The organism is Subtercola boreus (assembly GCF_003399625.1).
Lineage (GTDB): Bacteria > Actinomycetota > Actinomycetes > Actinomycetales > Microbacteriaceae > Subtercola > Subtercola boreus_C.
The window spans coordinates 20972-42140 of record NZ_NBXA01000020.1 but is presented as its reverse complement, the minus strand read 5'-3'; the positions used below and the strand labels follow the sequence as shown (position 1 = coordinate 42140).

20 protein-coding genes are annotated in these 21169 nt (G+C 67.6%); 7 read left to right on the top strand and 13 right to left on the bottom strand.

Annotation, left to right across the window (positions count from 1 at the left end; translation table 11 throughout):
- Positions 1-13: 13 nt before the first annotated feature.
- The 3 genes from B7R21_RS08890 to B7R21_RS08880 form a co-directional block, all read right to left on the bottom strand.
- Positions 14-1129 carry a hypothetical protein gene (locus tag B7R21_RS08890; protein WP_116282895.1) on the bottom strand — a complete coding sequence of 372 codons (1116 nt, stop codon included), beginning with the start codon at positions 1127-1129 and terminating at the stop codon, positions 14-16.
- Between the two features lie 48 nt (positions 1130-1177).
- Positions 1178-2335 (bottom strand): hypothetical protein, encoded by a 1158-nt coding sequence (locus B7R21_RS08885; RefSeq protein WP_116282894.1) that lies wholly within the window; start codon positions 2333-2335, stop codon positions 1178-1180.
- 77 nt (positions 2336-2412) lie between these two features.
- Entirely contained in the window at positions 2413-3072 is a 660-nt protein-coding gene (locus tag B7R21_RS08880) for a TetR/AcrR family transcriptional regulator (RefSeq protein WP_116282893.1), read from the bottom strand.
- Between the two features lie 141 nt (positions 3073-3213).
- Here B7R21_RS08880 and B7R21_RS08875 point away from each other — a divergent pair, with 141 nt between their 5' ends.
- The 3 genes from B7R21_RS08875 to B7R21_RS08865 are packed head-to-tail and all read left to right on the top strand — an operon-like array spanning position 3214 to position 6819.
- Positions 3214-4095, top strand: coding sequence for an SDR family NAD(P)-dependent oxidoreductase (locus B7R21_RS08875; RefSeq protein WP_253259721.1), 882 nt, complete (start codon positions 3214-3216; stop codon positions 4093-4095).
- A 2-nt stretch (positions 4096-4097) separates the two neighbouring features.
- Entirely contained in the window at positions 4098-5264 is a 1167-nt protein-coding gene (locus B7R21_RS08870) for a DUF5938 domain-containing protein (RefSeq protein ID WP_116282892.1), read from the top strand.
- A gap of 1 nt (position 5265) precedes the next feature.
- Entirely contained in the window at positions 5266-6819 is a 1554-nt protein-coding gene (locus B7R21_RS08865) for an AMP-binding protein (RefSeq protein ID WP_116282891.1), read from the top strand.
- Positions 6820-6840: 21 nt separating this feature from the next.
- On the opposite strand, the gene B7R21_RS08860 is transcribed toward B7R21_RS08865, so the two are convergent.
- The 6 genes from B7R21_RS08860 to B7R21_RS08835 all read right to left on the bottom strand — a co-directional run bounded on the left by B7R21_RS08860 (position 6841) and on the right by B7R21_RS08835 (position 12152).
- Positions 6841-7533 carry an SDR family oxidoreductase gene (locus tag B7R21_RS08860; RefSeq protein WP_116282890.1) on the bottom strand — a complete coding sequence of 231 codons (693 nt, stop codon included), beginning with the start codon at positions 7531-7533 and terminating at the stop codon, positions 6841-6843.
- Positions 7534-7553: 20 nt separating this feature from the next.
- Positions 7554-9245, bottom strand: a complete 1692-nt coding sequence (locus B7R21_RS08855; protein WP_253259720.1) for an ABC1 kinase family protein — start codon at positions 9243-9245, stop codon at positions 7554-7556.
- Between the two features lie 38 nt (positions 9246-9283).
- Positions 9284-9973, bottom strand: coding sequence for a PadR family transcriptional regulator (locus tag B7R21_RS08850; protein ID WP_116282889.1), 690 nt, complete (start codon positions 9971-9973; stop codon positions 9284-9286).
- Positions 9974-10075: 102 nt separating this feature from the next.
- Positions 10076-10591, bottom strand: coding sequence for a peptide-methionine (S)-S-oxide reductase MsrA (msrA, locus tag B7R21_RS08845; RefSeq protein ID WP_116282888.1), 516 nt, complete (start codon positions 10589-10591; stop codon positions 10076-10078).
- Position 10592: 1 nt separating this feature from the next.
- On the bottom strand, positions 10593-11048 hold the full coding sequence (gene msrB / locus B7R21_RS08840) for a peptide-methionine (R)-S-oxide reductase MsrB (protein WP_116282887.1): 456 nt from the start codon (positions 11046-11048) through the stop codon (positions 10593-10595).
- 108 nt (positions 11049-11156) lie between these two features.
- Positions 11157-12152 (bottom strand): NAD(P)/FAD-dependent oxidoreductase, encoded by a 996-nt coding sequence (locus tag B7R21_RS08835; protein ID WP_116282886.1) that lies wholly within the window; start codon positions 12150-12152, stop codon positions 11157-11159.
- Positions 12153-12302: 150 nt separating this feature from the next.
- Here B7R21_RS08835 and B7R21_RS08830 point away from each other — a divergent pair, with 150 nt between their 5' ends.
- On the top strand, positions 12303-13844 hold the full coding sequence (locus B7R21_RS08830; protein WP_116282885.1) for an HNH endonuclease signature motif containing protein: 1542 nt from the start codon (positions 12303-12305) through the stop codon (positions 13842-13844).
- A gap of 241 nt (positions 13845-14085) precedes the next feature.
- On the opposite strand, the gene B7R21_RS08825 is transcribed toward B7R21_RS08830, so the two are convergent.
- A complete protein-coding gene (locus B7R21_RS08825; protein ID WP_116282884.1) occupies positions 14086-14757 on the bottom strand; it encodes an MBL fold metallo-hydrolase in 672 nt (223 codons plus the stop codon).
- 112 nt (positions 14758-14869) lie between these two features.
- On the opposite strand from B7R21_RS08825, the gene B7R21_RS08820 reads away from it, so the two are divergent.
- A complete protein-coding gene (locus tag B7R21_RS08820) occupies positions 14870-15451 on the top strand; it encodes a TetR/AcrR family transcriptional regulator (protein WP_116282883.1) in 582 nt (193 codons plus the stop codon).
- A gap of 24 nt (positions 15452-15475) precedes the next feature.
- On the opposite strand, the gene B7R21_RS08815 is transcribed toward B7R21_RS08820, so the two are convergent.
- Together B7R21_RS08815 and B7R21_RS20660 are read right to left on the bottom strand one after the other, a co-directional pair.
- The gene (locus B7R21_RS08815; RefSeq protein WP_116282882.1) at positions 15476-16504 is read right to left on the bottom strand and encodes a LacI family DNA-binding transcriptional regulator; all 1029 of its coding nucleotides are present in this window, start codon (positions 16502-16504) and stop codon (positions 15476-15478) included.
- A 76-nt stretch (positions 16505-16580) separates the two neighbouring features.
- Positions 16581-19013, bottom strand: a complete 2433-nt coding sequence (locus B7R21_RS20660) for an alpha/beta fold hydrolase (RefSeq protein ID WP_253259719.1) — start codon at positions 19011-19013, stop codon at positions 16581-16583.
- 88 nt (positions 19014-19101) lie between these two features.
- On the opposite strand from B7R21_RS20660, the gene B7R21_RS08805 reads away from it, so the two are divergent.
- Positions 19102-19713 carry a TetR/AcrR family transcriptional regulator gene (locus B7R21_RS08805; RefSeq protein WP_116282881.1) on the top strand — a complete coding sequence of 204 codons (612 nt, stop codon included), beginning with the start codon at positions 19102-19104 and terminating at the stop codon, positions 19711-19713.
- Positions 19714-19741: 28 nt separating this feature from the next.
- Positions 19742-20611: a 3-hydroxyacyl-CoA dehydrogenase gene (locus B7R21_RS08800; protein ID WP_116282880.1), complete on the top strand. Its 870-nt coding sequence runs from the start codon at positions 19742-19744 to the stop codon at positions 20609-20611.
- Positions 20612-20622: 11 nt separating this feature from the next.
- Here B7R21_RS08800 and B7R21_RS08795 read toward each other — a convergent pair whose 3' ends face one another.
- Entirely contained in the window at positions 20623-21039 is a 417-nt protein-coding gene (locus tag B7R21_RS08795; protein ID WP_116282879.1) for a hypothetical protein, read from the bottom strand.
- Positions 21040-21169 lie beyond the last annotated feature (130 nt).

Below are 21169 nucleotides of genomic sequence, written 5' to 3'. Positions count from 1 at the left end.
GTAGTGCCGATCGTCACACATCCGGAGAAGAAGTTCTCACCGACCCGTCGGAACGGAGGATGAGCGTGCCGGGAGCGACGCTGTCGTCACTTCCCTCGAGGCTCAGGTCACGGTCGAAGACACGGCGGACGGAGTTGCCCGCCAGGTCTTCCAGGCGGGTGTCGACCGACAGGCTTGAAGCCAACAGGGCCGGAGCCGACAGAGCAGGAGCCGACAGAGCTGGAGCCCAGACTCCGGAGGCCGGCCTGAACGTCCAGGAGGTGGCGGCAGCATCGAGGTCCGCCTCCCCCGGAACCGGATGCCCGCCCTCATCCACCACGATGAGACACCGTCGCACGAGCGCACGGTCGAGCGGCCTGTCGAAGCGCACGACGAGCGCGTCGCCCGCGGAGGCAGGCCAGCGCACCTCCCAGAGCGCAGGATCGACCCGCGACCGCACCGGCGCGCCGACGCGATAGGTGCGACGGACGCCTGCCAGAAGCTTCGCCCCCGACACGTCGCGGAGCCGCGCGTCCACCGCCAGTGTCACGGTGTCACCCTCCTCGAGCGGCGGTCCGGCCTGCACGTTCGGCTGCAGGCCCCGTTTGATGCGGCCGGGCTCGAGCAGCACCGTCAGACGGCGGCGCTCCCTGTCCCAGAGCTCAGGCGGCATGCCCAGCAGAGCGCCCGGCAGCTCCACTCCCTCGGCGTCGAGGAGTGACAGGTGACCCGCCGCCGATCCCTCCTCCATGGCATCGGAGAAGGTGACCGAGAACCGCAGGAGGTTGGCGGGCACTTCACTGCCGCCGGGGTCGATCCGGTCGACGACGGTGCGCCGCTCGAGGCGAACGGAGGGTCTGTCGAGACGGGCCAGCTCGATCCACGGCTGCCGGGCATCCACCCGCCCGACGACCGCGTAACCCGAGCCGGCGACCACAGGGAACCGCGGCGTGAAGAGCGCGGCTCCCCCGTGCCGCACCCAGCGTCCGGCCATCGGCTGGAGCCCTCCACCGAGGGCCAACGCACTGACGGGAACCACGGCGAGCACCTCGGGAAGCGCGTGCCCCGAGACCCGGATGCCGCCACCCTCCCACACCGCCAGCGGGTCGTTCACCCGAGAACCGTCGGCGACGGGCAACTCAGTGACCACCCCTCAGCGCCCACCCCCTCAGTGCCCACCCGCTCAGCGCCCACCCGCTCAGAGCTCGGCCGCCCCGAGCGTCCGCAGGTGGATGTCGCCGGCCTCCTCCTGCACAACGACGACGTTCGAGCGGTCGAGGCTCGCCATCCACGTCACCCCCGGGTGGTCGAGGTTCTCCCGCGGAATGCCCATCGACGAACCCTCCTCCGACAGCGGAAGATCGAGCGCAGCCTGCCCGGCGATCGACGATGCCGGAATCTTCAGGAGCGGATGCCGCGTGTTCGACACGAGCAGGAACTCCTCTCCGTCACGGTCGTACGAGACGATGCTGAAGGGCTGGTTCATCGGGCCGAGCTCGGCCACCGTTCGGCCACGAACGAGGCCTTCGCCCTTCAGCTGCGACACGTCGAACTGCACGACAGGGGTGCAGGTGTAGGTGGCGAGGATGCTCGCTCCCCCATCGAACGGCGTGAGCGCCCTGATCGGCGACTGCGTCTCGTACTTTCCGTGGTCGACGTGGAAGATCTCCACAGAGGTCTCGGTGGCACTCCCGTCGAAGGGGTACGGGAGCTGCCGGAGCCGTGAACTGAACTCCTCGTTGCTGAGGCCGGCGACGAACAGGCTGCCCTCGATCCACGCGAGGTCGGTGATGCTCGACCGGTACGACGGAACCTGGGCGATGTCGAGCGTGACCCCCTGGATCTCGCGGGGCGCCGAGCCGGTGTCTGTTCCGTCGAGCCAGAAGTCCTGGCGCTCGTCGTCGGGCGCGGGAGCATCGTCGAGGTCGAACGATGTGGCGGGCAGCGCGTCGACATCGACGACGTCGAGTTCGCCGTCGGCGCCCGCCCGAACCACTGCCGGGCCGGCATCCGCACCGCGACCCCGCGCGATCGAGAGGTACACCGCATGCGTGACCGGATGCACGGCGAGGCCACGGATCACGACGTCGTCCGGCGTCACCCCGAGCAGGGAGGCCAGCTTCGCACCGAGCTGGTCGACACGCACGGCGGCGGCCGCGGCATCCGGCGTCCCGGAGTCAGGCGTCCCGGAGTCCGCCGCAACGACATCACCCGTCTCAGCCGGCAACTCGAAGGCGACCACACGCGCCCTTGTGACATCTGCGGCGAACAGCACCGCACCTCCGCCGGGCGCGGGATCGGAGGCGAAGAGCAGCGGTCCGGCCGACTGCAGCGTGGAGGTGAGAGTGGATGACACGGGCGAACTCCTGACCGGCGGTGACAGTCACTGCCATCACCAACACTACGCTCGGGATGGGCCCCGAACCTCCCCGATTAGTCCGTCGACTCCCGGCCGACGTTCTGAAGCAGTCGCGGCAGCACCTGCCGTACGCCCTCGCGGAGGGAGTCGACGGCTGCGTCGTTGCCCGCGTGGATGCCGAGCAGCGCCTGTTGGAAGAGCCCGTCGAACACCGCATAGACGGCGCTCCGCGTGAGCACGACCTCGGCCCCGGCGAATGCGGCGTACGCGGTGACGATCCGCCAGATCATCCGCTCGAGACTGTCATCCACTTCGGCCACGTCGGCCTGGAAGTCGGTGTCGAAGAGACTCTGGTTGCGAAGGTCGTACCAGAGCCGGTGCATCGGGGTGTCATCGCGCGCCGAGGAGGCCAGTGCCTCAGCGAAGCTCGAACGCACCTGCTCGGCGGATGTCGCATTCGAGGCGATCTCGTCGTAGTGCGCGACGCAGGCCGCCTTGTATTCGCGAACGCAGTAGGTGATCAGGTCGACTTTGTCGCGGAAGTAGTAGTGGAAGACCCCGTGCGAGAACCCCGACTTCTGGGCGATCTCCCGGAGGCTGGTGCGGGCGTAGCCGAACTCCGACAGGGTGGCGAGGGCCGCGGCGGCGAGTTCGGTGCGGCGGAGGGCGAACTTGTCGACCTGGCGGAGCTCGATGCGCCTCGCCGCTGCCGTCTCCGGTGTGCTTGCAACCATGGTCACCCCTCTCCTCGGGCAACTATAACCCGGTGTGCAAGCCGGAGAGGGGGATTGCGGAAAACTATCCGACCACCTGTCCAATTTTCCTCTGACAGTTGTCTGGAGAAGTCTGGACAGCTGACCAGAGGCGGTCCTATGGTGAGCGGAAGCACCGAAACCCGGCACCGCACAGACGCTCTGGCCGGTTCGGTCATCCAACTCAAGGAGGAGTTCGGAATGAGTCAATTCGACCTGCACGGCCGCAAGGCACTGGTCACCGGAGGCGCACAGAACCTCGGCGCAACGATCGCGAAGGCGCTGACAGAAGCCGGAGCCGCAGTGGTTCTCGGCGATCTCAATGCCGAAGTCGGCGAAGCGACAGCCGCAGAGCTCAGGCAGGGCGGCGCGAACGCGACGTTCGTGCATCTCGATGTGACCGACGAGGAGAGCTGGGATGCGGCCATGCCGAAGGTGATCGAGGCGCTCGGCGGTCTCGACATCGTGGTGAACAATGCGGGCATCGAGGTGACGAGCCTTCTGGTCGACCTCGACCCGGCTGCGCTCCGGAGAATGCTCGACGTGAATGTCATCGGCACCTCGCTCGGCATCAAGAACGCCTTCAGGGCGATGAAACCCGGGGGCTCAGCCGGCGCGGGCGGAGCGGTCGTGAACATCGCCTCGGTCGCGGCGCTCATCGCGTTCCCGGCACTCTCGGGCTATTCGGGCAGCAAGTCGGCCGTCGACCGGATCACCCGCGTCGCCGCCGCCGAGTCGGGTGCGCTCGGCTACGGGGTGCGGGTGAACTGCGTCTACCCGGGCCTGATCGGCAACCCGATGGGCATGAAGCTCGCCACCGACGTGGTGGAGATCGGCCTCTTCCCCGACGTGGAGACGGCTGTGGGTGGCGTGATCGGACTCACCCCGCTCGGCCATCTCGGCGAGCAGACCGACATGGCGAACGCTGTGGTCTTCCTCAGCTCCGATGCAGCCGGGTTCATCACCGGAACCGGCTTGGCCGTCGATGGCGGAATGGGATCCTGATCATGAGCGACACGAAGACAACCAGCACGAAGACAACCAGCACGAAGACAACCAGCAAGAAGCCCGTCGTCGTCTACGGCGTCTCGGGTTACACCGGCCGCCTCATCGTGGAGTACCTCCGGGAGTACAACATCCCATTCATCGCGGCCGGGCGGGATGCCGATCGGGTGCGGGAAGTCGTCGAGAGGGTTCCGGGTATCGACACCGTCGACTACGAGGTGGTCGAGGTCGAGCACACGGTCGAGGCACTGAGCGAACTCTTCGAGGGCGCGAAGGTGGTCTGCAACACGGCCGGCCCGTTCATCAAGTTCGGCAGCGAGGTGGTCGAAGCGGCCCTCGCTGCCGGCGCTCACTACATGGACACCACCGGCGAGCAGGACTGGGTGATGCACTGTGCCGAGACCTGGGGCGACGCGTACGCCGAGAAGGGCCTGCTGCTCTCCCCCGGCATCGCCCAGATGTACACCACGGGCGAGATCGCGGCGAACATCGCACTCGAGGAGCCGGGACTCGACACTCTCGACATCCTCGTGCTCTGGCGTGGATTCCCCACCTACGCCTCGACGCAGACGATCTTCACCATTCTGAAGGCGAACCACTACTACCTTCAGCAGAACGAATATGTGCAGTGGCCGCTGACCACCACGTTCGAAGTGAACGTGCCCGGCCAGCACCAGACAGCGCTCGCCGTGCCGTGGGGAGGCACGTCGCATCCGGTCTGGTTCAAGCAGGATCCGCGGGTCGCGAATGTGAAGGTCGCCGGCGGCGTGATGGAACGCGCCGTGATGGAGGGCGTGATCGCCACGACGAAGATGTTCGAGGAGCAGATCCGGCCGTTGGATCCGGCCGCCCAGGAGGCTGCGCTCGCCGAGATCGCCGGTTCGGTGCAGGCCGGGATGCCGCCGCGGGAGAATCCGCGCATCAACAACTCGGTCGACTCGGTGATGGCGTCAGGTCCCCTCGGCCGGGCTCACGTGGTCCTCCACGGCAACTCGAACTACAAGCAGACCGGGCTGTTGCAGGCGTACTCCGCGTACTCGCTGTTGCAGCAGGCGCCGCTCCGGGTCGGATTCGCCTCGGCCTGCCAGGCGTTCGGTCACCGGGCACTCCTCGGCCAGTTGCGGAGCTTCGGGCTGGTGCTGAAGCCCCAGGTCACCCGGATCGACTGACGTGCGACTCAGCGACTACCTGGACAAGGGGGCGTCCCTCGGTGGGGACGCCCCCTGCTTCACCACCGACGGTGAAACGCTGAGCTACCGCGAGGTGCAGGCCTTGAGCATCCGGATCGCCGGGGCCCTCCGCGCCAGCGGTGTGCAACCCGGCGACACCGTGGCGATCCTCTCGTCGAACGACCCCATCGCCTTCGCGACCGTATTCGGCATCTCCCGTGCCGGGGCGGTCTGGAGCCCCATCAACCCACGGAGCGAGGCCTCCGAAGACCGCGAACTGCTCGACCGCTTCGACTGCAGCGTGCTGGTCTACCAGTCGGCCTACACCGATCTCGTGGCTGCCATCCTGCCCGACCTGCCGAAGATCCACACCGTGGTCTGCATCGACGGACCGTCGGCGGACGACGTCTCGCCCGGCGTCTCATTCGACGAATGGATGACCGGACCCGGTGTCGTCTCGGCAGAGTCTGTGCGCGGCGACCCCGTCGGCGACCTCGCCATGATCGTCGGCACGGGCGGCACCACCGGGCGACCCAAAGGGGTCATGCTCACCACCCGCAACCTCGAGACCATGACCTCGATCGTGCTGATGAGCTACCCCTTCGAAGGACGCCCCGTCTACCTCGCCCTGGCGCCGCTCACCCACGCAGCCGGGGTGCTCTGTTTTCCCATCCTCGCGCGCGGCGGCGAGATCGTGATCATGCGCCGTCCCGACACTCACGAATTCCCGGCCCTCGTCGAGAAGCATGAAGTCACCCACGCCTTCCTGCCACCGACGCTCCTCTACATGCTGCTGGCCGAGCCGACGCTCGACACCCGGGATCTCACCTCGCTGCAGTGCTTCTGGTACGGCGCCGCCCCCATGTCGACCGCGCGCCTCGCAGAGGCACTTGCACGGATCGGGCCGGTCATGGCGCAGCTCTTCGGCCAGACCGAGGCGCCCATGATGATCTCCACGATGTCGCCGTCCGAGCACTTCCGGCCCGACGGATCCCTCGCGACCGAACGGCTGTCCTCCGCCGGCCGCGCCGCACCGCTGGTCACCGTGGCGGTGATGGACGACGACGGAGCCCTCCTCGCGCCCGGCGATCGCGGCGAGATCGTCATCCGGAGCTCGCTGGTGATGGCCGGCTACTACGGTGACGCGGCCGCAACGGCAGACGCCGGGAGGCACGGCTGGCACCACACCGGTGACCTCGGGTACGTCGATGCCGACGGCTTCGTGTTCATCGTCGATCGGGCGAAGGACATAATCATCACGGGCGGCTTCAACGTGTACTCCGCCGAGGTCGAACAGGCGATCATGAAGTTCCCGGGCATCCGGGACTGCGCGGTGATCGGCCTGCCCGACGAGAAGTGGGGCGAGGCCGTCAACGCGGTGGTGCAGGTGGATGCCGCGGCCGCCGTCGACCTCGACGCCCTGCGGATCTTCGTGCGGGGCGATCTCGGCGGCGTGAAGGCGCCGAAACACTTCGAGGTCTGGGCGGACCTGCCGCGGTCGAAGGTCGGCAAAGTGCTGAAGGCCGAGATCAAGGCGACCCTGCTGGCGCGCTGAGGGCCGCCCTCGCTGCCGCTCCTACCGCACGGGCGATCGGCGGGTGGGGCGGATCGAGAGCGTCTCGATGGTGCCGCCCGGGGGCAGGTCGACGACGGTGCGCACGGCGGCGGCGACAGACTCGGGAGCGAGGTACAGGCGGGTGTCGTAGTCGTCGCCCTCGCGCTCGACCTTCCGGCGCTGCATGGCGGTGTCGGTGCGGCCCGGATGCACGCTGGAGACGCGCACGCCGTTCGGGCGTTCCTCCTCGCGGAGCGCATCCGTCAGCGCACGGAGCGCGAACTTCGAGGCGGCGTAGACTCCGCCTCCCGGAGCAGCGGCGAGACCGGCACCGCTGTTGATCGTGATGACCAGGCCCTCGGCCGCCCGGAGCGCCGGCAGGGCCAGGCGGGTGAGGTCGGCGACGGCGAAGACGTTCGCGGCGAACACCGCCTCCCAGGTGGCACGGTCGGTGTGCTCGATCGTCGAACCGTCTTCGACGCCCGCAGAGTGCACGAGCACGTCGAGCGTCGCGGGGAGCGGCGGCAGCGGTCCCGTCACGAGATCGGCCACGAACGACTCGGCCGACGGAAGCGCCACCACGAGCTCATCCAGCCGGTCGCGGTCGCGACCCCCCACGAGAACGTGGTGGGTGCGACCCAGTTCCAGGGCGACGGCGCGGCCGATGCCGCTCGTGGCTCCGGTGACGAGGGCGATCGGCCTGGCAGCATCCATGACGTCCACGGTAGCCCTGCTCAGAGGCGGGGGCCGAACCGGCCGGCGAGCAGGGCGTGCAGGAGCGGGAGCACCGACACGATCATCAGCACGGTGCCGAAGCCTGCGTCGCTGGCATGCAGCACGGCACCCGCGATGAGCAGGGCGCCGAACAGCACCGCTGAGAGCACCCGACGAGCCGTGCGCTCGAGACGGATGATCCGCCGCTCGATCGCGGGGCTGGTCACGGCCAGGGTGCCGTTCTCGAAACGGGTCGTCAGGTTGTCGAGGCGTTTCGGCAGTCGCGCGGTGATGACCGCTGTCTCGAGAGCCTGCTTCGCGACATCCGACACCACATTGCCGCGTTCATCGCGGATGAGCTGCTGCGCATACGGCTCCACCGAGTCCCAGAGGTTGAAGCTCGGGTCGAGGGCGCTGCAGACACCCGAGGTGAGCGACATGGCGCGGATGATCAGCAGGAAGTTCTCGGGCAGCTGGAACGGCAGGGTGCGAACCACTTCGCTGAACTGGTTGCCGAAGTCGCGGAACTCGCGCGGGTCGACGTCCTTCAGCTCAGCGAAGCCCATGCCCCCGAAGCGGGCGAAGAGCTGCGTCATCGCCTTCTCCAGCTCGGAGGTCTCGGCCGACGGCAACAGCACGCCGACATCGCGCACGGCATCGACGAGGCCCTTGCCGTCGCGGGAGGCGGCGGCGATCAGCATCTTGCGGAGGCCGCTCCGGGTGTTCGCCGGAACGTGGCCCATCATGCCGAAGTCGATGAACGTCAGCTTCCACGGGCGGGCGTCTGAACCGTCGGGAACGGCGACCGGGGTCACGAAGATGTTGCCGGGATGCGGATCGGCGTGGAAGAAGCCGTTGGTGAACAGCTGGTCGAACATGACCGCCGCGAAGACCGGGGCCACCTCGGCCGGATCGATGCCCGCCGCGCGGAGGGCCACATCGTCGGTGATCTTGATCGCCGTCACGTCTTCGAGGGTGAGCACGCGCCGCGTGGTGCGCTCCCAGACGACGGCCGGCACGCTCACGCGGTCGTCGCCCGCGAAATCGGCCGCAAAACGTTCGGAACTGCGCGCCTCGTGCAGATAGTCGATCTCTTCGAGGCTGGTCGCCGCGAACTCTTCGACGAGAGCGGGCATGTCGACGCGGTCGGAGACGAGGTGCACGTGGCTGAGCCAGCCGCCGACACGACGGAGCGCGGCAAGGTCGACGTCGATGATCTCGTCGATACCCGGTCGCTGAACCTTCAACACGACAGCGTCGAGCCCGGTGTCCTCGGCCGCGAGCGGGGCGAGTCGGGCACGATGCGCCTGGCCGAGGGATGCTGCGGCCACCGGATGCTCATCGACCGTCTCGAACACCTGCCCGAGCGAGACCCCCAGCTCTGCCTCTGCGAGCCGGCGGATCGCCGGGTACGGCACCGGCGGCACTTCGTCCTGCAGGCCCTCGAGCTCCTTGGTGATCTCGGGCGGCAGCACGTCGAGGCGTGACGACATGAACTGGCCGACCTTGATCATGAGCCCGCCGAGATCGACGGCGAGAACGTGGAACTTTCGCGCGAAGCGCTGCATCCGTCTCGAACGGGTCCGGTCGGCGATGCGGCGCAAGCCGATTTTCGGCAGGAAGATCTCGTACCACCAGGTGACGGCGAGGTTCCAGCCGGCGAAGCGCAGAATGCGGCGGTACCGGGCGCGGGTCTCCCCCGCAACCGGCACCGCCTCTTTCAGGCCTGTGCGTTCAGGCGGTGACGCTGTCAATCCTGGGCGAGGATCGAGTAGATCCGGCGACGCGCCTCTTCGAGCACGGTCACCGCTTCCTTCACCTGCTCGGGCGTTCCGGAACGACCGACCTGCGCGGCCGCCTGGGCCAGCTCGAGGCCGGCCTTCGGCAGGGCGCCGAACTTTCCGTGGTCGCTCTTCGCGTTGTCGTACTTCACGTCGTCGCCGGAAGCCTGCGTGCTCCACGGGTTCGACGGGTTGGCCGCAACACTCACGTGGCCTGCCTCGGTGAGCGAGTAGGTCTTCCGACCATTCGACTCCTCGGAGCTGATGAGGCCCTCGTCGGCAAGCAGCTGCAGGGTGGGGTAGACGGAGCCCGCGCTCGGCTTCCAGGTGCCGCCGCTGCGCTCCTCGATCTCGCGGATGATCTGGTAACCGTGCATCGGCTGCTCAGCGAGCAGGGCGAGCACGGCGACACGCACGTCACCTTTACCGACACGGGTGCCTTCGCGCTTCTCGAAGCCGCCCCGGTCGGAACCCTTCTCGAAGCGCGCACGCAGCTGGTCGACGGCCTGCCAGATGCCCTCGCCGTTCGCACCCATGCTGCCGAGATTCAGATTGCCGAGGTTGCCGAGACCCAGGTTGTTGAGATTGAATCCGCCTGAACCGGATCCGCTGCCGAATCCACCGCCGCCGAACCCGCCTGTAGGGAATGAACCGCTCATGATGACCTCCTGTAGGAAACGCTAACGATACTCAACGATATACAGCGACACACGTGAACGACACCTTCGGGCATCCATGCTCAGCAGATCGTCAGCACTCGGTCAGGCGGGCTGCTCCTCGCGGTGCGGGAGCTTCCAACCCGGGCGCACGTAGTGGCAGGTGTATCCGGCCGGGTACTTCTCGAGGTAGTCCTGGTGCTCGTCCTCTGCCTCCCAGAACGCGCCCGCGGGCTCGACCTCTGTGACGACCTTGCCCGGCCAGAGACCGGAGGCATCCACATCGGCGATGGTGTCGAGGGCGACACGCTTCTGCTCGTCGGTCGTGTAGTAGATGGCCGAACGGTAGCTGCGGCCCATGTCGTTGCCCTGGCGGTCCTTCGTCGACGGGTCGTGGATCTGGAAGAAGAACTCCAGCAGGTCGCGGTACGAGATGATCGACGGGTCGAAGACGATCTCGACAGCCTCGGCGTGGTCTCCGTGGTTGCGATAGGTCGCGTTCGGGGTGTCGCCACCCGAGTACCCCACGCGCGTCGAGATGACGCCCGGGCGGCGGCGGATCAGCTGCTGCGCCCCCCAGAAACATCCTCCGGCGAGGTTTGCGGTCTCAGTCGTTGCCATGTCAGGCCTCCTTCGTGTCGAACAGGCTGCGGTAGTCACCGTAACCTGCGGCCTCGAGCTCGTCCAGAGGGATGAACTTGAGGGCCGCGGAATTGATGCAGTAGCGAAGACCACCCTCTGCGACGGGGCCGTCATCGAACAGGTGACCCAGGTGGCTGTCGCCGTTCGCCGAACGGACTTCGGTGCGAACCATCCCGTAGGTCTTGTCGTCGTGGCGCACAACGTTGGCCGCGTCGATCGGCCGGGTGAAGCTCGGCCAGCCCGAACGCGAGTCGTACTTGTCGGTGGAGGCGAACAGCGGCTCACCCGAGACGATGTCGACGTAGATGCCGTCGTCGTGGGTATCCCAGAACTCTCCCGAGAACGCGCGCTCGGTGGCGTTCTGCTGGGTCACAGCGAACTGCTCGGGCGTGAGCTTGGAAAGGGTGCTCGGGTCTTTGCGGTACTCGGTGGTCATGGATGTCGCTCCTTGCGTCGTGCGTCGGAACCGCTGGCTGCGGCTCTCAGTGATGTCAACAACGGGCCCTGCCCAGAAGTTCCCGCACGTCGTCAGAACTTTGCCGGCTCAGGCGGTGAGGGCGCGGCCGAGGGCGTCGCCCGACGCCCAGGCCGTCGAGACGGCGGAGTGCGCGCCCCAGGCGTCGCCGCAGACCGCGATACGGCCGCGGAGGAGGAACGGTTCGGAGTGCTGTTCGGCGGGGTTCGAGAACGTCCAGCGGTGCGCGTACGTCGACGAGGGCCGTTCGCGGATGCCGAGCAGGCCGTTCACCTCATCGATGACCGCGTCGATGCCGGTCTCCGGATGCTCGAGGTGCGCCCGCGCGAACTCCGCGGTGGTGTGCACGACCAGTACGGGAGCGCCGTCGCCCCGCCGGTCACCATCATCGGCGATGAACGCGACCACCGGCGAGCCGTTGACGAAGGCTCCGTGCAGGTCGGCGGGCCAGCGGCGCTCGGGCCAGGCCAGGACGACGCTGAGCGTCGGCTGCCACCGTTCGGCGCCGAACAGTTCTTCTGCGACCGGAGACGCCGGTTCGAGCATCCGCGCCGCCTGTGGGTCCGGCATCGCCAGCACGATCGTGTCATATCGGATGCCCGCCACGACGCCGCTCTCCGGCACGGCTTCGATCTCGCTGTCCTGCTCGACGGGCACGCCGTCTGTGCGGAGGCTTTCGGCCAGGTTGGTTGCGAGCGAGCGAAGACCCGCGGGCGCGGCGTAGCGAACGGGCCCGGACTTCCGTTCGCTCGGTGCACCCACTGTGAGACTCTCGAATGTGTCGGTCCAGGGGCGCACGAGTCCGCGATCGAGCCAGTCGGCCACAGGATCGGAGAACCCCGGGCCGTCCGAGAACTCCGGGCCCTCCGGCACGGTGAAGTACCGGGCACCGATGTCGACGGGGCGATCATCCAGTCGCTTCGTCGCCAGGCGTCCGCCGACGACTCGCCCCCGATCGACGACTCTGACCGTGGCACCACCGTCGTGTAGGGCGCGGGCGCAGGCGAGACCGGAGATGCCTGACCCGATGACGAGAACGGAAGGGGAAGGTGCGGTGGAGTCCATGGATCCATCCTGCCGCCTGAAGACGTTCGCAGTCTGCGGCTTGCGCTCCCCGATTCTCGTCTGGGATTTGTTTCTGAGAGTTTCGGGTTTCGGCCTGCGGGGACCCTGATTTGCTGAGGGAATGTCAGTGGTTGGTGTTTGACTGTTGGTATGAACCAGCCAGCCGCCTCCTCCTTTGACATCGCTTCGGTGATGCATGGTTTGGTGGATGCGCTGCAGGGGTTGGGCGTGCTGCCTGGGTCTGGGGTTGGGGCTGCCGCGCCCTGCGGGCTTGCCGACGAGGACGTGATGGCCGCGACTGCGGAGGTCGAGTCGTTTGGCCGGATCGTGGATGGCCTGCGTGTGCGGATGGCTGGTCAGGTGGCGGCTCTGTCTGCTGCCGAGTACGGCGACGAGGGGTTGTCGAAGTCTCAGGGGTTCCGGTCTGTTCAGTTGTTTCTCGAAACGGTGACGCAGGCGTCGAAGAAGGCGGTTCAGGATCGCCTTCGGCTCGCTACCCGAACCCATACGACGATGTCTCTGGTCGGGTTGCCGAACCCGCCGCAGTTCCCCCGCGTCGCGGAGGCTCTCGCGCGAGGCGATATCGGTGTGGACGTTGCGGCGGTCATCACCCGCCGCCTCACCGATGTGGCGACCCGTACCGGGTTCACCGAACAACTCGAGGAGGCTGAGGGTGGCTTGGTGTCGTATGCGCAGGATCGGGTTGGGGGGTTTGGGTATTCGGTTCGTGAGGTCGATGATCTTGCGATCAGGTACCGGGAGCACCTCGACCCTGACGGTGCCGAGCCCCGGGACGCTGACCTGTTCGAGCGCCGCTTCCTGACGTTGACGCCGCATTGTTCGGGGATGACGCGTGTCACGGGGATGCTGACCGGATCGATGGCCGGGATCATCGGCGCAGCCCTGGAACCCTTCACGTCACCCCGGATTGTCTCGTTCCAGCCCGACCCGGCCACCAGCAACGACGGCGACGGCGAAGGCGAAGGCGGTGACGATGGCGGCGGTGTGCTGGGTGATGCTGTAACCGCGGATACCCGGAGTGCAGGTCAGAAGCGTGCCGACGGCCTGGTGCAGCTGATTGAGCTGGGGGCGAAGGACCCAGCCGTGCCGAGGTTGAATGGTGCGGCGCCGACCGTGAACCTGCACGCCACCCTCGAGGATGTGACCTCGGGGCGGGGTGTGGGGTGGATCGATGGGCTCACCGAACCCGTCCCGTACAGCACCGTCGAGACGCTCCTGTGTCACGGGGATGTCATCACGACCTTGTTCGGTGAGCACGGGCAGGTGATCCAGCACGGCAAGACCCGGCGCCTGTTCACCACCGCCCAGAACCGTGCCCTCGCCGCACGCGACGGCGGGTGCGTCTGGCCAGGCTGCAACGCACCACCCTCCTGGTGCGAATCCCACCACGTCGACGGGTGGGTATCCCCGACCCACCCCGGCGGGCTGACGGACCTCGACAATGGGGCTCTGCTCTGCCACTTCCACCACTCAAACGTGCACAAAGCCCGCTGGAAACTCACCATCCGTAACGGCACCCCCCACGTCACCCCACCCGCAAAACTCGACTGGAACCAAACACCCAGACCCTGCCAACAAAACCGGGCCAGGCAGTTACCGCCCGGCCACCACCCACCAGGCCATGAAGTCGACGACCAATTGCGAGACGACCATTCCAGCGACACCGGGTAAAACGACGCCCACACCCGCGCCCTCCACCGGCCCCTCTACCGACGCCCTCCCCCGGGCGCTCCGCCGGCGACCTCGACCGACGTCGTCACACGACGCCCTGAACCCGGCCATCACAGCCGACCACCCATATTTCGTATCCTCGCCGAACGTCGCGCACCACCGATCCAGCCACGCGCATCCAGAACCCATCCATCCGACGGCAAGCCCGAAGGGCGCGGCAGCAGCAACGTGCACGCCAGCGTCACGCAGCCTGCGCAGCGCGCTGCACGGCGATGACCGCAGCGGCGACTCCCCCACTCCACGGAGCCCCATGCCCGGGCAGCACCCACTTCGCCCCCGTGGGAAGCAACGCATCGAGCGAGGCGAGAGCCTCGGCTGGCTCATCCGTGAAGGGTGCCGGCTGCGGGCCGATGCGTCCGGTGAGAACGCTGCGCGTGGTGAGAGCGTCACCCACGAAGACGGCATCGACTGCCGGAATGCTGACCGCGACGCTTCCCGGCGAATGTCCGGGCATGCCGATGATCAACGGGGCACTCGGCAGATCGAGCGTCTGCCCGGAGACGATCTCCTCGACCTCCACGAGGTGCGTCGTGCGGAGGCCGCCTTTGCGGATCATGTGCCCGAAGAATCCCAGCGTCGCACCCAGCCGCATCTTCTGGGAGGCGTTCTTGGGCTTCGGCCCACCCTTGGCGCGGGCTGCATCCGCCTCGTGCACGAAGACGGGCACGCCGTGGTCACGGCGCAGGCGCTCGGCGAAACCGATGTGGTCCGAGTCGCCGTGGGTGAGGATGACGCCCTTCACGTCTGCGAGGGGGCGGCCCATCGCGCGAAGCTCGGCGAGAAGATCCCTCCATTGGCCGGGGATCCCGGCGTCGATGATCGTGATCCCCTCGGGAGTGCCGACGAGGTACAGGGCGACGAGGTCGTCGCCGACGCGGTGGAGTGAGAACGAGGTGAGGAGGAGAGGATCATGATGGCTACGCTACATAGCCATCATGGCTACTGTCAATAGCTATACTGGCTATATGCCGACGCCTGACAGAACTTCACTCGACGCCATTGTGGTCGCCGCACGCGAGCTGCTCGAACGAGACGGGCTGCCCGGCCTCACGATGCAGGCCGTGGCCGAGCGCGTGGGGGTTCGGGCGCCATCGCTCTACAAGCGGGTACGCAACCGCGACGATCTCATCCGGCTGGTGGCCGAGTCCACGCTGACAGAGCTGGCCGCCGAGCTCGACGCTGCGCCTGATGCCCGGCACCTGCTGGGCAGGTTCCGCAGCTTCGGACTCGCCCGGCCGGCGGCCTTCCGCCTGGTCATGACGCCGGGCGACGCCACTGCGGCCGCCGCGGTGAGTAGGGCCCTTGCCGCAACAGTGAGTGCGGGCATCCTGCGTGCCGCTCAGCAACTCGCGGGGGAAGACAATGCCCTGGTGGCAGCGCGCACGCTCACGGCCTGGGCGGCAGGCTTCGTCAGCATGGAGCTGAACGGCGGCTTCAATCTGGGCGGTGACCCCGCGGAGGCGTGGGAGTTCGGACTCGACCGGATCATCGCGGCCATCAGCATCGAACCCGACGGACAGTCGGCAGACAGGCCGCTACACAGCTAGTTTCGGGGTCAGCTAGTCTCGGGCTCAGTCTCCCGACGACTCCCGCACGACCAGCTCGGGCTGGAAGACCACCTGCCGGGGCCGAAAACCCGGGGCGCCCTCGGTCTCATCGATCAGCAGGCCGACCGCCGTGCGACCGATGGCCTCGCTGGGCTGCCGCACAGAGGTCAGCGGAACGACGGCCGCCGACGCGAACGCGATGTCGTCGTAGCCGATCAGCGCGATGTCGTTCGGAACGTGCGACGTGCCCGACATGTTCATGGCCTGGAGCACACCCACCGCGAGCAGATCGTTCGCAGCGAAGATGGCGTGCGGCCAGGAGCCGGCCGGTCGGGCACGGATCGCGAGACCGGCTGCGCGCCCCTCCGCCACGGAGAGGGCCGAGGTGCCGATCACCTCGAGCCGGGCATCCGGATGTGCGGACACCGCTCGCTTCGCACCGAGCAGCCGGTCGCTCACCTGCCGGAGGCCGACGGGGCCGCCGACGAATGCGATGCGCCGGAATCCCCTCTCCAGCAGGTGCGTCACCGCCGCGAGCCCGCCCGCCACGTCGTCGACAGAGACGGAGGAGAAGCTCGGGTCGTCGAGTTGGCGGTCGACGATCACCGCAGGAATGCCCCGCGAACGCAGTGCCGCCAGGCGGGTGCTGTCGCTCGAGAGCGGCGAGATCAGCACTCCGCGGGTGCGTTGGGATTCGAAGAGATCGAGGTAGGTCGCTTCACGTTCGAGGTTCTCAGAGCTGTTCGCCAGCAGCATCGCGTAGCCGTGCTCGGCGGCCTCGTCCTCTGCTCCCCTGGCCAGGTCGGTGAAGAACGGATTCGCAGCATCGAGAACGATGAGCCCGAAGGAGGTGCTGTGTCCCACCCGGAGCCGGCGTGCGGCGTCGTTCCGCACGAATCCGAGCTCGGCGATCGCGGCGTGCACCCGTTCGGCGGCCCCGGACGACACCTTGCCCGGCCGGTTCAGCACGTTCGACACGGTGCCCACCGACACGCCCGCACGGTGCGCCACGTCGCGGATGCTGACGGTTTCGGGCGCTGCCCGGTCCGTCATCGCACCAGCTCCGTCATCGCACCAGCTCAGTCATCGCACCAGTATGGCACCGGGCATGCCCTGACCCTCCCCCCGGCTACCCGGACACCGACGCGCGGAGCGACTTCTGCAGGAACTCCTCGACCACCGACGAGAACTCGTCGGGTTGTTCGATCTGCGGCATGTGGCCCGTGTGCCCGAACACGTGCGTCTCGGCGTTGGGAAGCGCCCTGCGCGCGGCCGCGAGGTGACTGAACGGCAGGATGTGATCGTGGTCTCCCCACAGCACGAGGGTGGGGATGTCGAGGTCACGGATGCGCGCCAGCAGCTTCTCCCGCCACTCCGGCCGGACTCCGCGGAATGTTCCGAGGTCGCGCGCCACCTCGAGCATCGTGCGCGAGTGACTCGCGCGCTGGGAGAGAACGTAGGAGTGCCGGATCCGGGCATCCGTCGCCAGCTCCCGGTTGTAGAACACCGCCTGCACCGTCCGCTGGGAGTTCCGCGGGTCGGGCCGCATCAGCGCCGCGCCGAGGGGGCGGATGGCGAGCAGACGGAGCACGAGCGTGACCTCGCTGCCGAACCCGGCGCTGTCGGCCAGCACCAGCGCCGAGACCCGGGCAGGATGCGCGGCCGCGAAGGTCATCGCGACGGCGCCTCCGAGGGAGTTGCCGATCACGGGCACCGCCCCGGTCACGCCGACCGCGTCGAGATAGGCAGGCAGGATGCTCGCCAGCCGCTCGAGGGTGGCGGTGCCGGAGACGCGGCCCGAGTAGGCGAAACCGGGCAGGTCCAGACTGAGCACGCGGTGCCGGGCCGAGAGACGGTCGTGCTGCTCCGTCCAGTCCTCGAGGCTCTGGCCGATTCCGTGCAGGAGGAGCACGGGGTCGCCCGATCCGGTGTCCCGATGGCGGAGCCGCACTCCGTCGACGGTCAGGAAGGCGGTGCCGGGCAGTTCGAGGGGCTGTTCGGCACGAGAGTCGGCACCGCCCCGGGCCCGACCGAATCGCACGTCTTCGCGGAGACTGCCCGCACGGAACAGCCGAAAGTCGCGCAGGTAGTTCTGGTGCAGGCGCCACGGTGAACGCTCTCCCTGCTTCGGCAGCGCGTCGACGCTCCGGAGCACATACCCGGCCTGCAGGTCGATGAGGGGAACGAGCCTTCCCCGGGCGACGTCGGCGGGGGCATCCGGGGTCACCGTCTGATAGCCGTGTCGCTTCATGTACTTCAGCAGCCTCACGACGTAGGAGGCCACCAGGTCGGCCTTGAGCGTCCAGGATGCGTTGGTGTACCCGATGGTCAGGGAGAAGTTCGGCACACCCGCGAGCATCATCCCCTTGTAACTGAGCGCCTTCGGCACGTCGACAGGTCGGTCATCGACAGTGAGGGTCATGCCGCCGATCACGAGCAGGTTGAGCCCGGTCGCCGTGACGATGATGTCGGCGTCGAGCGTCTGCCCCGAGGCGAGCCGGATGCCCGTGGGGGTGATCTCGGCGATCCGGTCGGTCACGATGTCGGCGTTGCCGCGGCTGATCGCCCGGTACAGGTCACCGTCAGGGATGGCGCAGAGACGCTGGTCCCACGGTTCGTACGTGGGTGCGAGATGGGTGTCGACGGCGAATCCGGCCGGCAGTTTTGCCACCGCCGACGAGCGGAGGAGCTGCTTCATCTTCTCCGGCCGACGCCTGCTCAGCTGGTAGGTGAACATCGAGAAGCCGATGTTCTTCACCCGCACGACGTTGTAGGCCAGCTGGGCCGGCAGCTTCCCGCGGAGGCGATCGGCGAGATGGTCGCGGGAGGGCACCGGCGAGATGTAGGTCGGCGAGCGTTGCAGCATCGTCACGTGTTCCGCGGTCTTCGCCAGCGACGGCACCAGGGTGACCGCAGTTGCACCGCTGCCGACGACCACGACCCGCTTGCCGGCGTAGTCGAGGTCGGCAGGCCAGTGCTGCGGATGCACGATCCGTCCCTCGAACAAGTCCGCGCCCGGGATCGCCGGCGTGAACCCCTCGTCGTAGCGGTAGTAGCCCGAGCACACCGAGAGGAACGAGCAGGTGAAGGTGACCGTCTCTGCTGTATCTTCGGCAGGCGCTGAGTCTTTGGCAGGCGCTGTGTCTTCGGCTGAAGCTGTCCCTCCGGCAGGCGCTGTGTACTCGGCTGACGATGTGCGGACGGCCGTGACCGTCCAGAGGGCGGTGGTGCTCGAGAACGATGCGTTGATCACCCGGTGGTTCAGACGGATGGAGCTCTCGAGGCCCTCGTCGGCGATGGTCGCATGGATGTAGTCGCGGATCGAACTGCCGTCGGCGATCGCCTTGGCATCGGTCCACGGGCGAAAGTCGTAGCCGAGGGTGTACATGTCCGAATCGGAGCGGATTCCGGGGTAACGGAAGAGATCCCAGGTGCCGCCGACGGTACTCCGGGACTCCAGGATCGCGAAGCTCGTAGCGGGGAGCGCCCGCTTGAGGTGGCTTGCAGCGCCGATTCCACTCAGGCCCGCTCCGACGATCAGCACGTCGATGTGTTCTGTCATGGCTTCACTATAGGCACGCTCACTGACACGGTGTCGAATTCTTCAACACCGTGTTGACTCGGGTTCCCCGATCATTAGAGTGGGGGTCATGCCCCAACGCTCCCGCAGAACAGCACGGCTGAGCGGTGACGAGCGCCAGGAGGCGATTCTGCTCACCGCGGAGACGCTGCTCGCGACTCGCAGCCTCGACGAGATCTCGATCGAGGACCTCGCGTCGGGTGCCGGCATCTCCCGGCCGGGCTTCTACTTCTACTTCTCCTCGAAGGACGACGTTCTGCTCGCCCTGCTCGACCGCGTGATCGGCGAAGTGCAGCAGCGCGTCGTGACGCTGCCGCGCGACTTCGACGCTGACCCCGAGGCGGCCTGGCGACGGGTGATCGGCGTGTTCGTGGAGGTGTTCGCGGCCCACCGCGCCGTGTCAGCCGCCGCGATCGGGGCCCGCCTCCGAAACCCCGAGGTCGAGGCGCTCTGGTCGGGGGCAATGCAGACCTGGGTCGGCTATGCGACCGACGTCATCGTGGCAGAACGCGCGCGCGGCGCGGCTCCCGCCGGAACGGATGCCCGGGCCCTCGCCATCGCGCTCAATCTCCTGAACGAGCGGGTGCTTTCCTCCGCTTTCAACGGGGAGACTCCCGCCATCCTGCCCGCCGACGCACTCGACGTGCTGACGGGGATCTGGGTGCGGAGCATCTACAGCTGAAGAAACCGGAAAGAAGAAAGGCACCACCATGCAGAAGATCACCACCGTCACCGTGCTCGGCACCGGCGTCCTGGGTTCGCAGATCGCGTTCCAGGCCGCCTGGTTCGGGTTCGACGTCACGGCCTACGACCTCACAGACGAGCTCGTCGGCGAGGCCCGCACCCGCTTCGAGAAGCTTGCGGGCGTCTACACGGCCGACAACGTCGGCGGCGATGCAGACCACCCGGTCGAGGGTCGGGCCGAGAAGGTGCTGGCGGGCATCCGGGTGACCAGTGATCTGGCCGAGGCCGTCTCCGACGCCGATCTCGTGATCGAGGCCGTGCCGGAGAACCTCGAGGTGAAGCGGGAGACCTACACCAGACTCGCAGCGCTCGCACCGCAGAAGACGATCTTCGCGACGAACTCCTCCACCCTGCTGCCGAGTGACCTGAAGGACTTCACGGGTCGGCCCGACCGCTTCCTCGCTCTGCACTACGCCAACAACGTCTGGCGGCAGAACACCGCCGAGGTGATGGGAACGGTCGACACCGATCCGGCCGTCTTCGCTGCCGTGGTGGAGTTCGCGACGGGCAGCGGGCTGGTGCCGATCGAGCTCAAGAAGGAGAAGGCGGGCTACGTGCTGAACTCGCTGCTCGTGCCGCTGCTGAACGCGGCCGCCGGGCTGCTGGTGGGCGGATTCGCCGACGTCGAGACGATCGACAAGACCTGGCGGATCGCGACCGGCGCGCCGTTCGGCCCGTTCCAGATCTACGACGTGATCGGGCTCACCACCCCCTACAACATCGCGGTGGCGAACCCCGACCCCGGCTCGCAGGCCTTCGCGGCACTGCTCAAGGAGCAGTACATCGACAAGGGCAGGCTCGGGGTCGCCACGGGTGAGGGGTTCTACCGGTACTGAAGGCTTCCCTGTCAGCTGGCCGGGCCGAGGAGGATCGCGAGCAGCGCAGCGGCACCACCGACGATGAACAGCATCGTGCCGAGCTGCATAGTGAGGGTCTTGTTGCGGTCGGCCGTCGGAACGTCGACTTCGAGGATCGGGCAGCCCGACCATCCGATCAGCCCGACGCTCAGCGCAACCAGGAAGGATGCCGCCCAGAACAGCACTGCGAGACCCCCGGTCAGGAGTGCGGGGCGCCAGCCCGACGCCGCCAGCACGCTCACGACGAGGGCAACCGAACCGGCGGCTGCGACGAACCAGACCTTGCCGGTGTCCATGATCCGGGTGACATTCTGCTCAGGGCTCATCAGCGGATGCACGGGCGGCGGGGTCTGCTCGGCAAGGCTGCGGGCAAATGAGGAGGCGAAATCAGGAGTCGTGTCGGTCACGGATCGTCCTTTCAGGAGTGCGGATCTGCCTGAGGCAGAAGGTACCACCGGCGGTACCGAATCTGTAACCTCCCTGCGGGTCCGCTGATTCCCGTTGACAGGAAAAAAGTTTCACACTAAGCAAACTTCC

Excerpts from the sequence above, each read along its gene's own strand:
- msrA (WP_116282888.1), bottom strand. The coding sequence starts at position 10,591 with ATGGCAACGACTGAGACCGCAAACCTCGCCGGAGGATGTTTCTGGGGG.
- B7R21_RS08830 (WP_116282885.1), top strand. The coding sequence starts at position 12,303 with ATGAACCAGCCAGCCGCCTCCTCCTTTGACATCGCTTCGGTGATGCAT.
- B7R21_RS08800 (WP_116282880.1), top strand. The coding sequence starts at position 19,742 with ATGCAGAAGATCACCACCGTCACCGTGCTCGGCACCGGCGTCCTGGGT.
- msrB (WP_116282887.1), bottom strand. The coding sequence starts at position 11,048 with ATGACCACCGAGTACCGCAAAGACCCGAGCACCCTTTCCAAGCTCACG.
- B7R21_RS08880 (WP_116282893.1), bottom strand. The coding sequence starts at position 3,072 with ATGGTTGCAAGCACACCGGAGACGGCAGCGGCGAGGCGCATCGAGCTC.
- B7R21_RS08815 (WP_116282882.1), bottom strand. The coding sequence starts at position 16,504 with ATGACGGACCGGGCAGCGCCCGAAACCGTCAGCATCCGCGACGTGGCG.
- B7R21_RS08835 (WP_116282886.1), bottom strand. The coding sequence starts at position 12,152 with ATGGACTCCACCGCACCTTCCCCTTCCGTTCTCGTCATCGGGTCAGGC.
- B7R21_RS20660 (WP_253259719.1), bottom strand. The coding sequence starts at position 19,013 with ATGACAGAACACATCGACGTGCTGATCGTCGGAGCGGGCCTGAGTGGA.
- B7R21_RS08860 (WP_116282890.1), bottom strand. The coding sequence starts at position 7,533 with ATGGATGCTGCCAGGCCGATCGCCCTCGTCACCGGAGCCACGAGCGGC.
- B7R21_RS08805 (WP_116282881.1), top strand. The coding sequence starts at position 19,102 with ATGCCCCAACGCTCCCGCAGAACAGCACGGCTGAGCGGTGACGAGCGC.
- B7R21_RS08870 (WP_116282892.1), top strand. The coding sequence starts at position 4,098 with ATGAGCGACACGAAGACAACCAGCACGAAGACAACCAGCACGAAGACA.
- B7R21_RS08820 (WP_116282883.1), top strand. The coding sequence starts at position 14,870 with ATGCCGACGCCTGACAGAACTTCACTCGACGCCATTGTGGTCGCCGCA.
- B7R21_RS08850 (WP_116282889.1), bottom strand. The coding sequence starts at position 9,973 with ATGAGCGGTTCATTCCCTACAGGCGGGTTCGGCGGCGGTGGATTCGGC.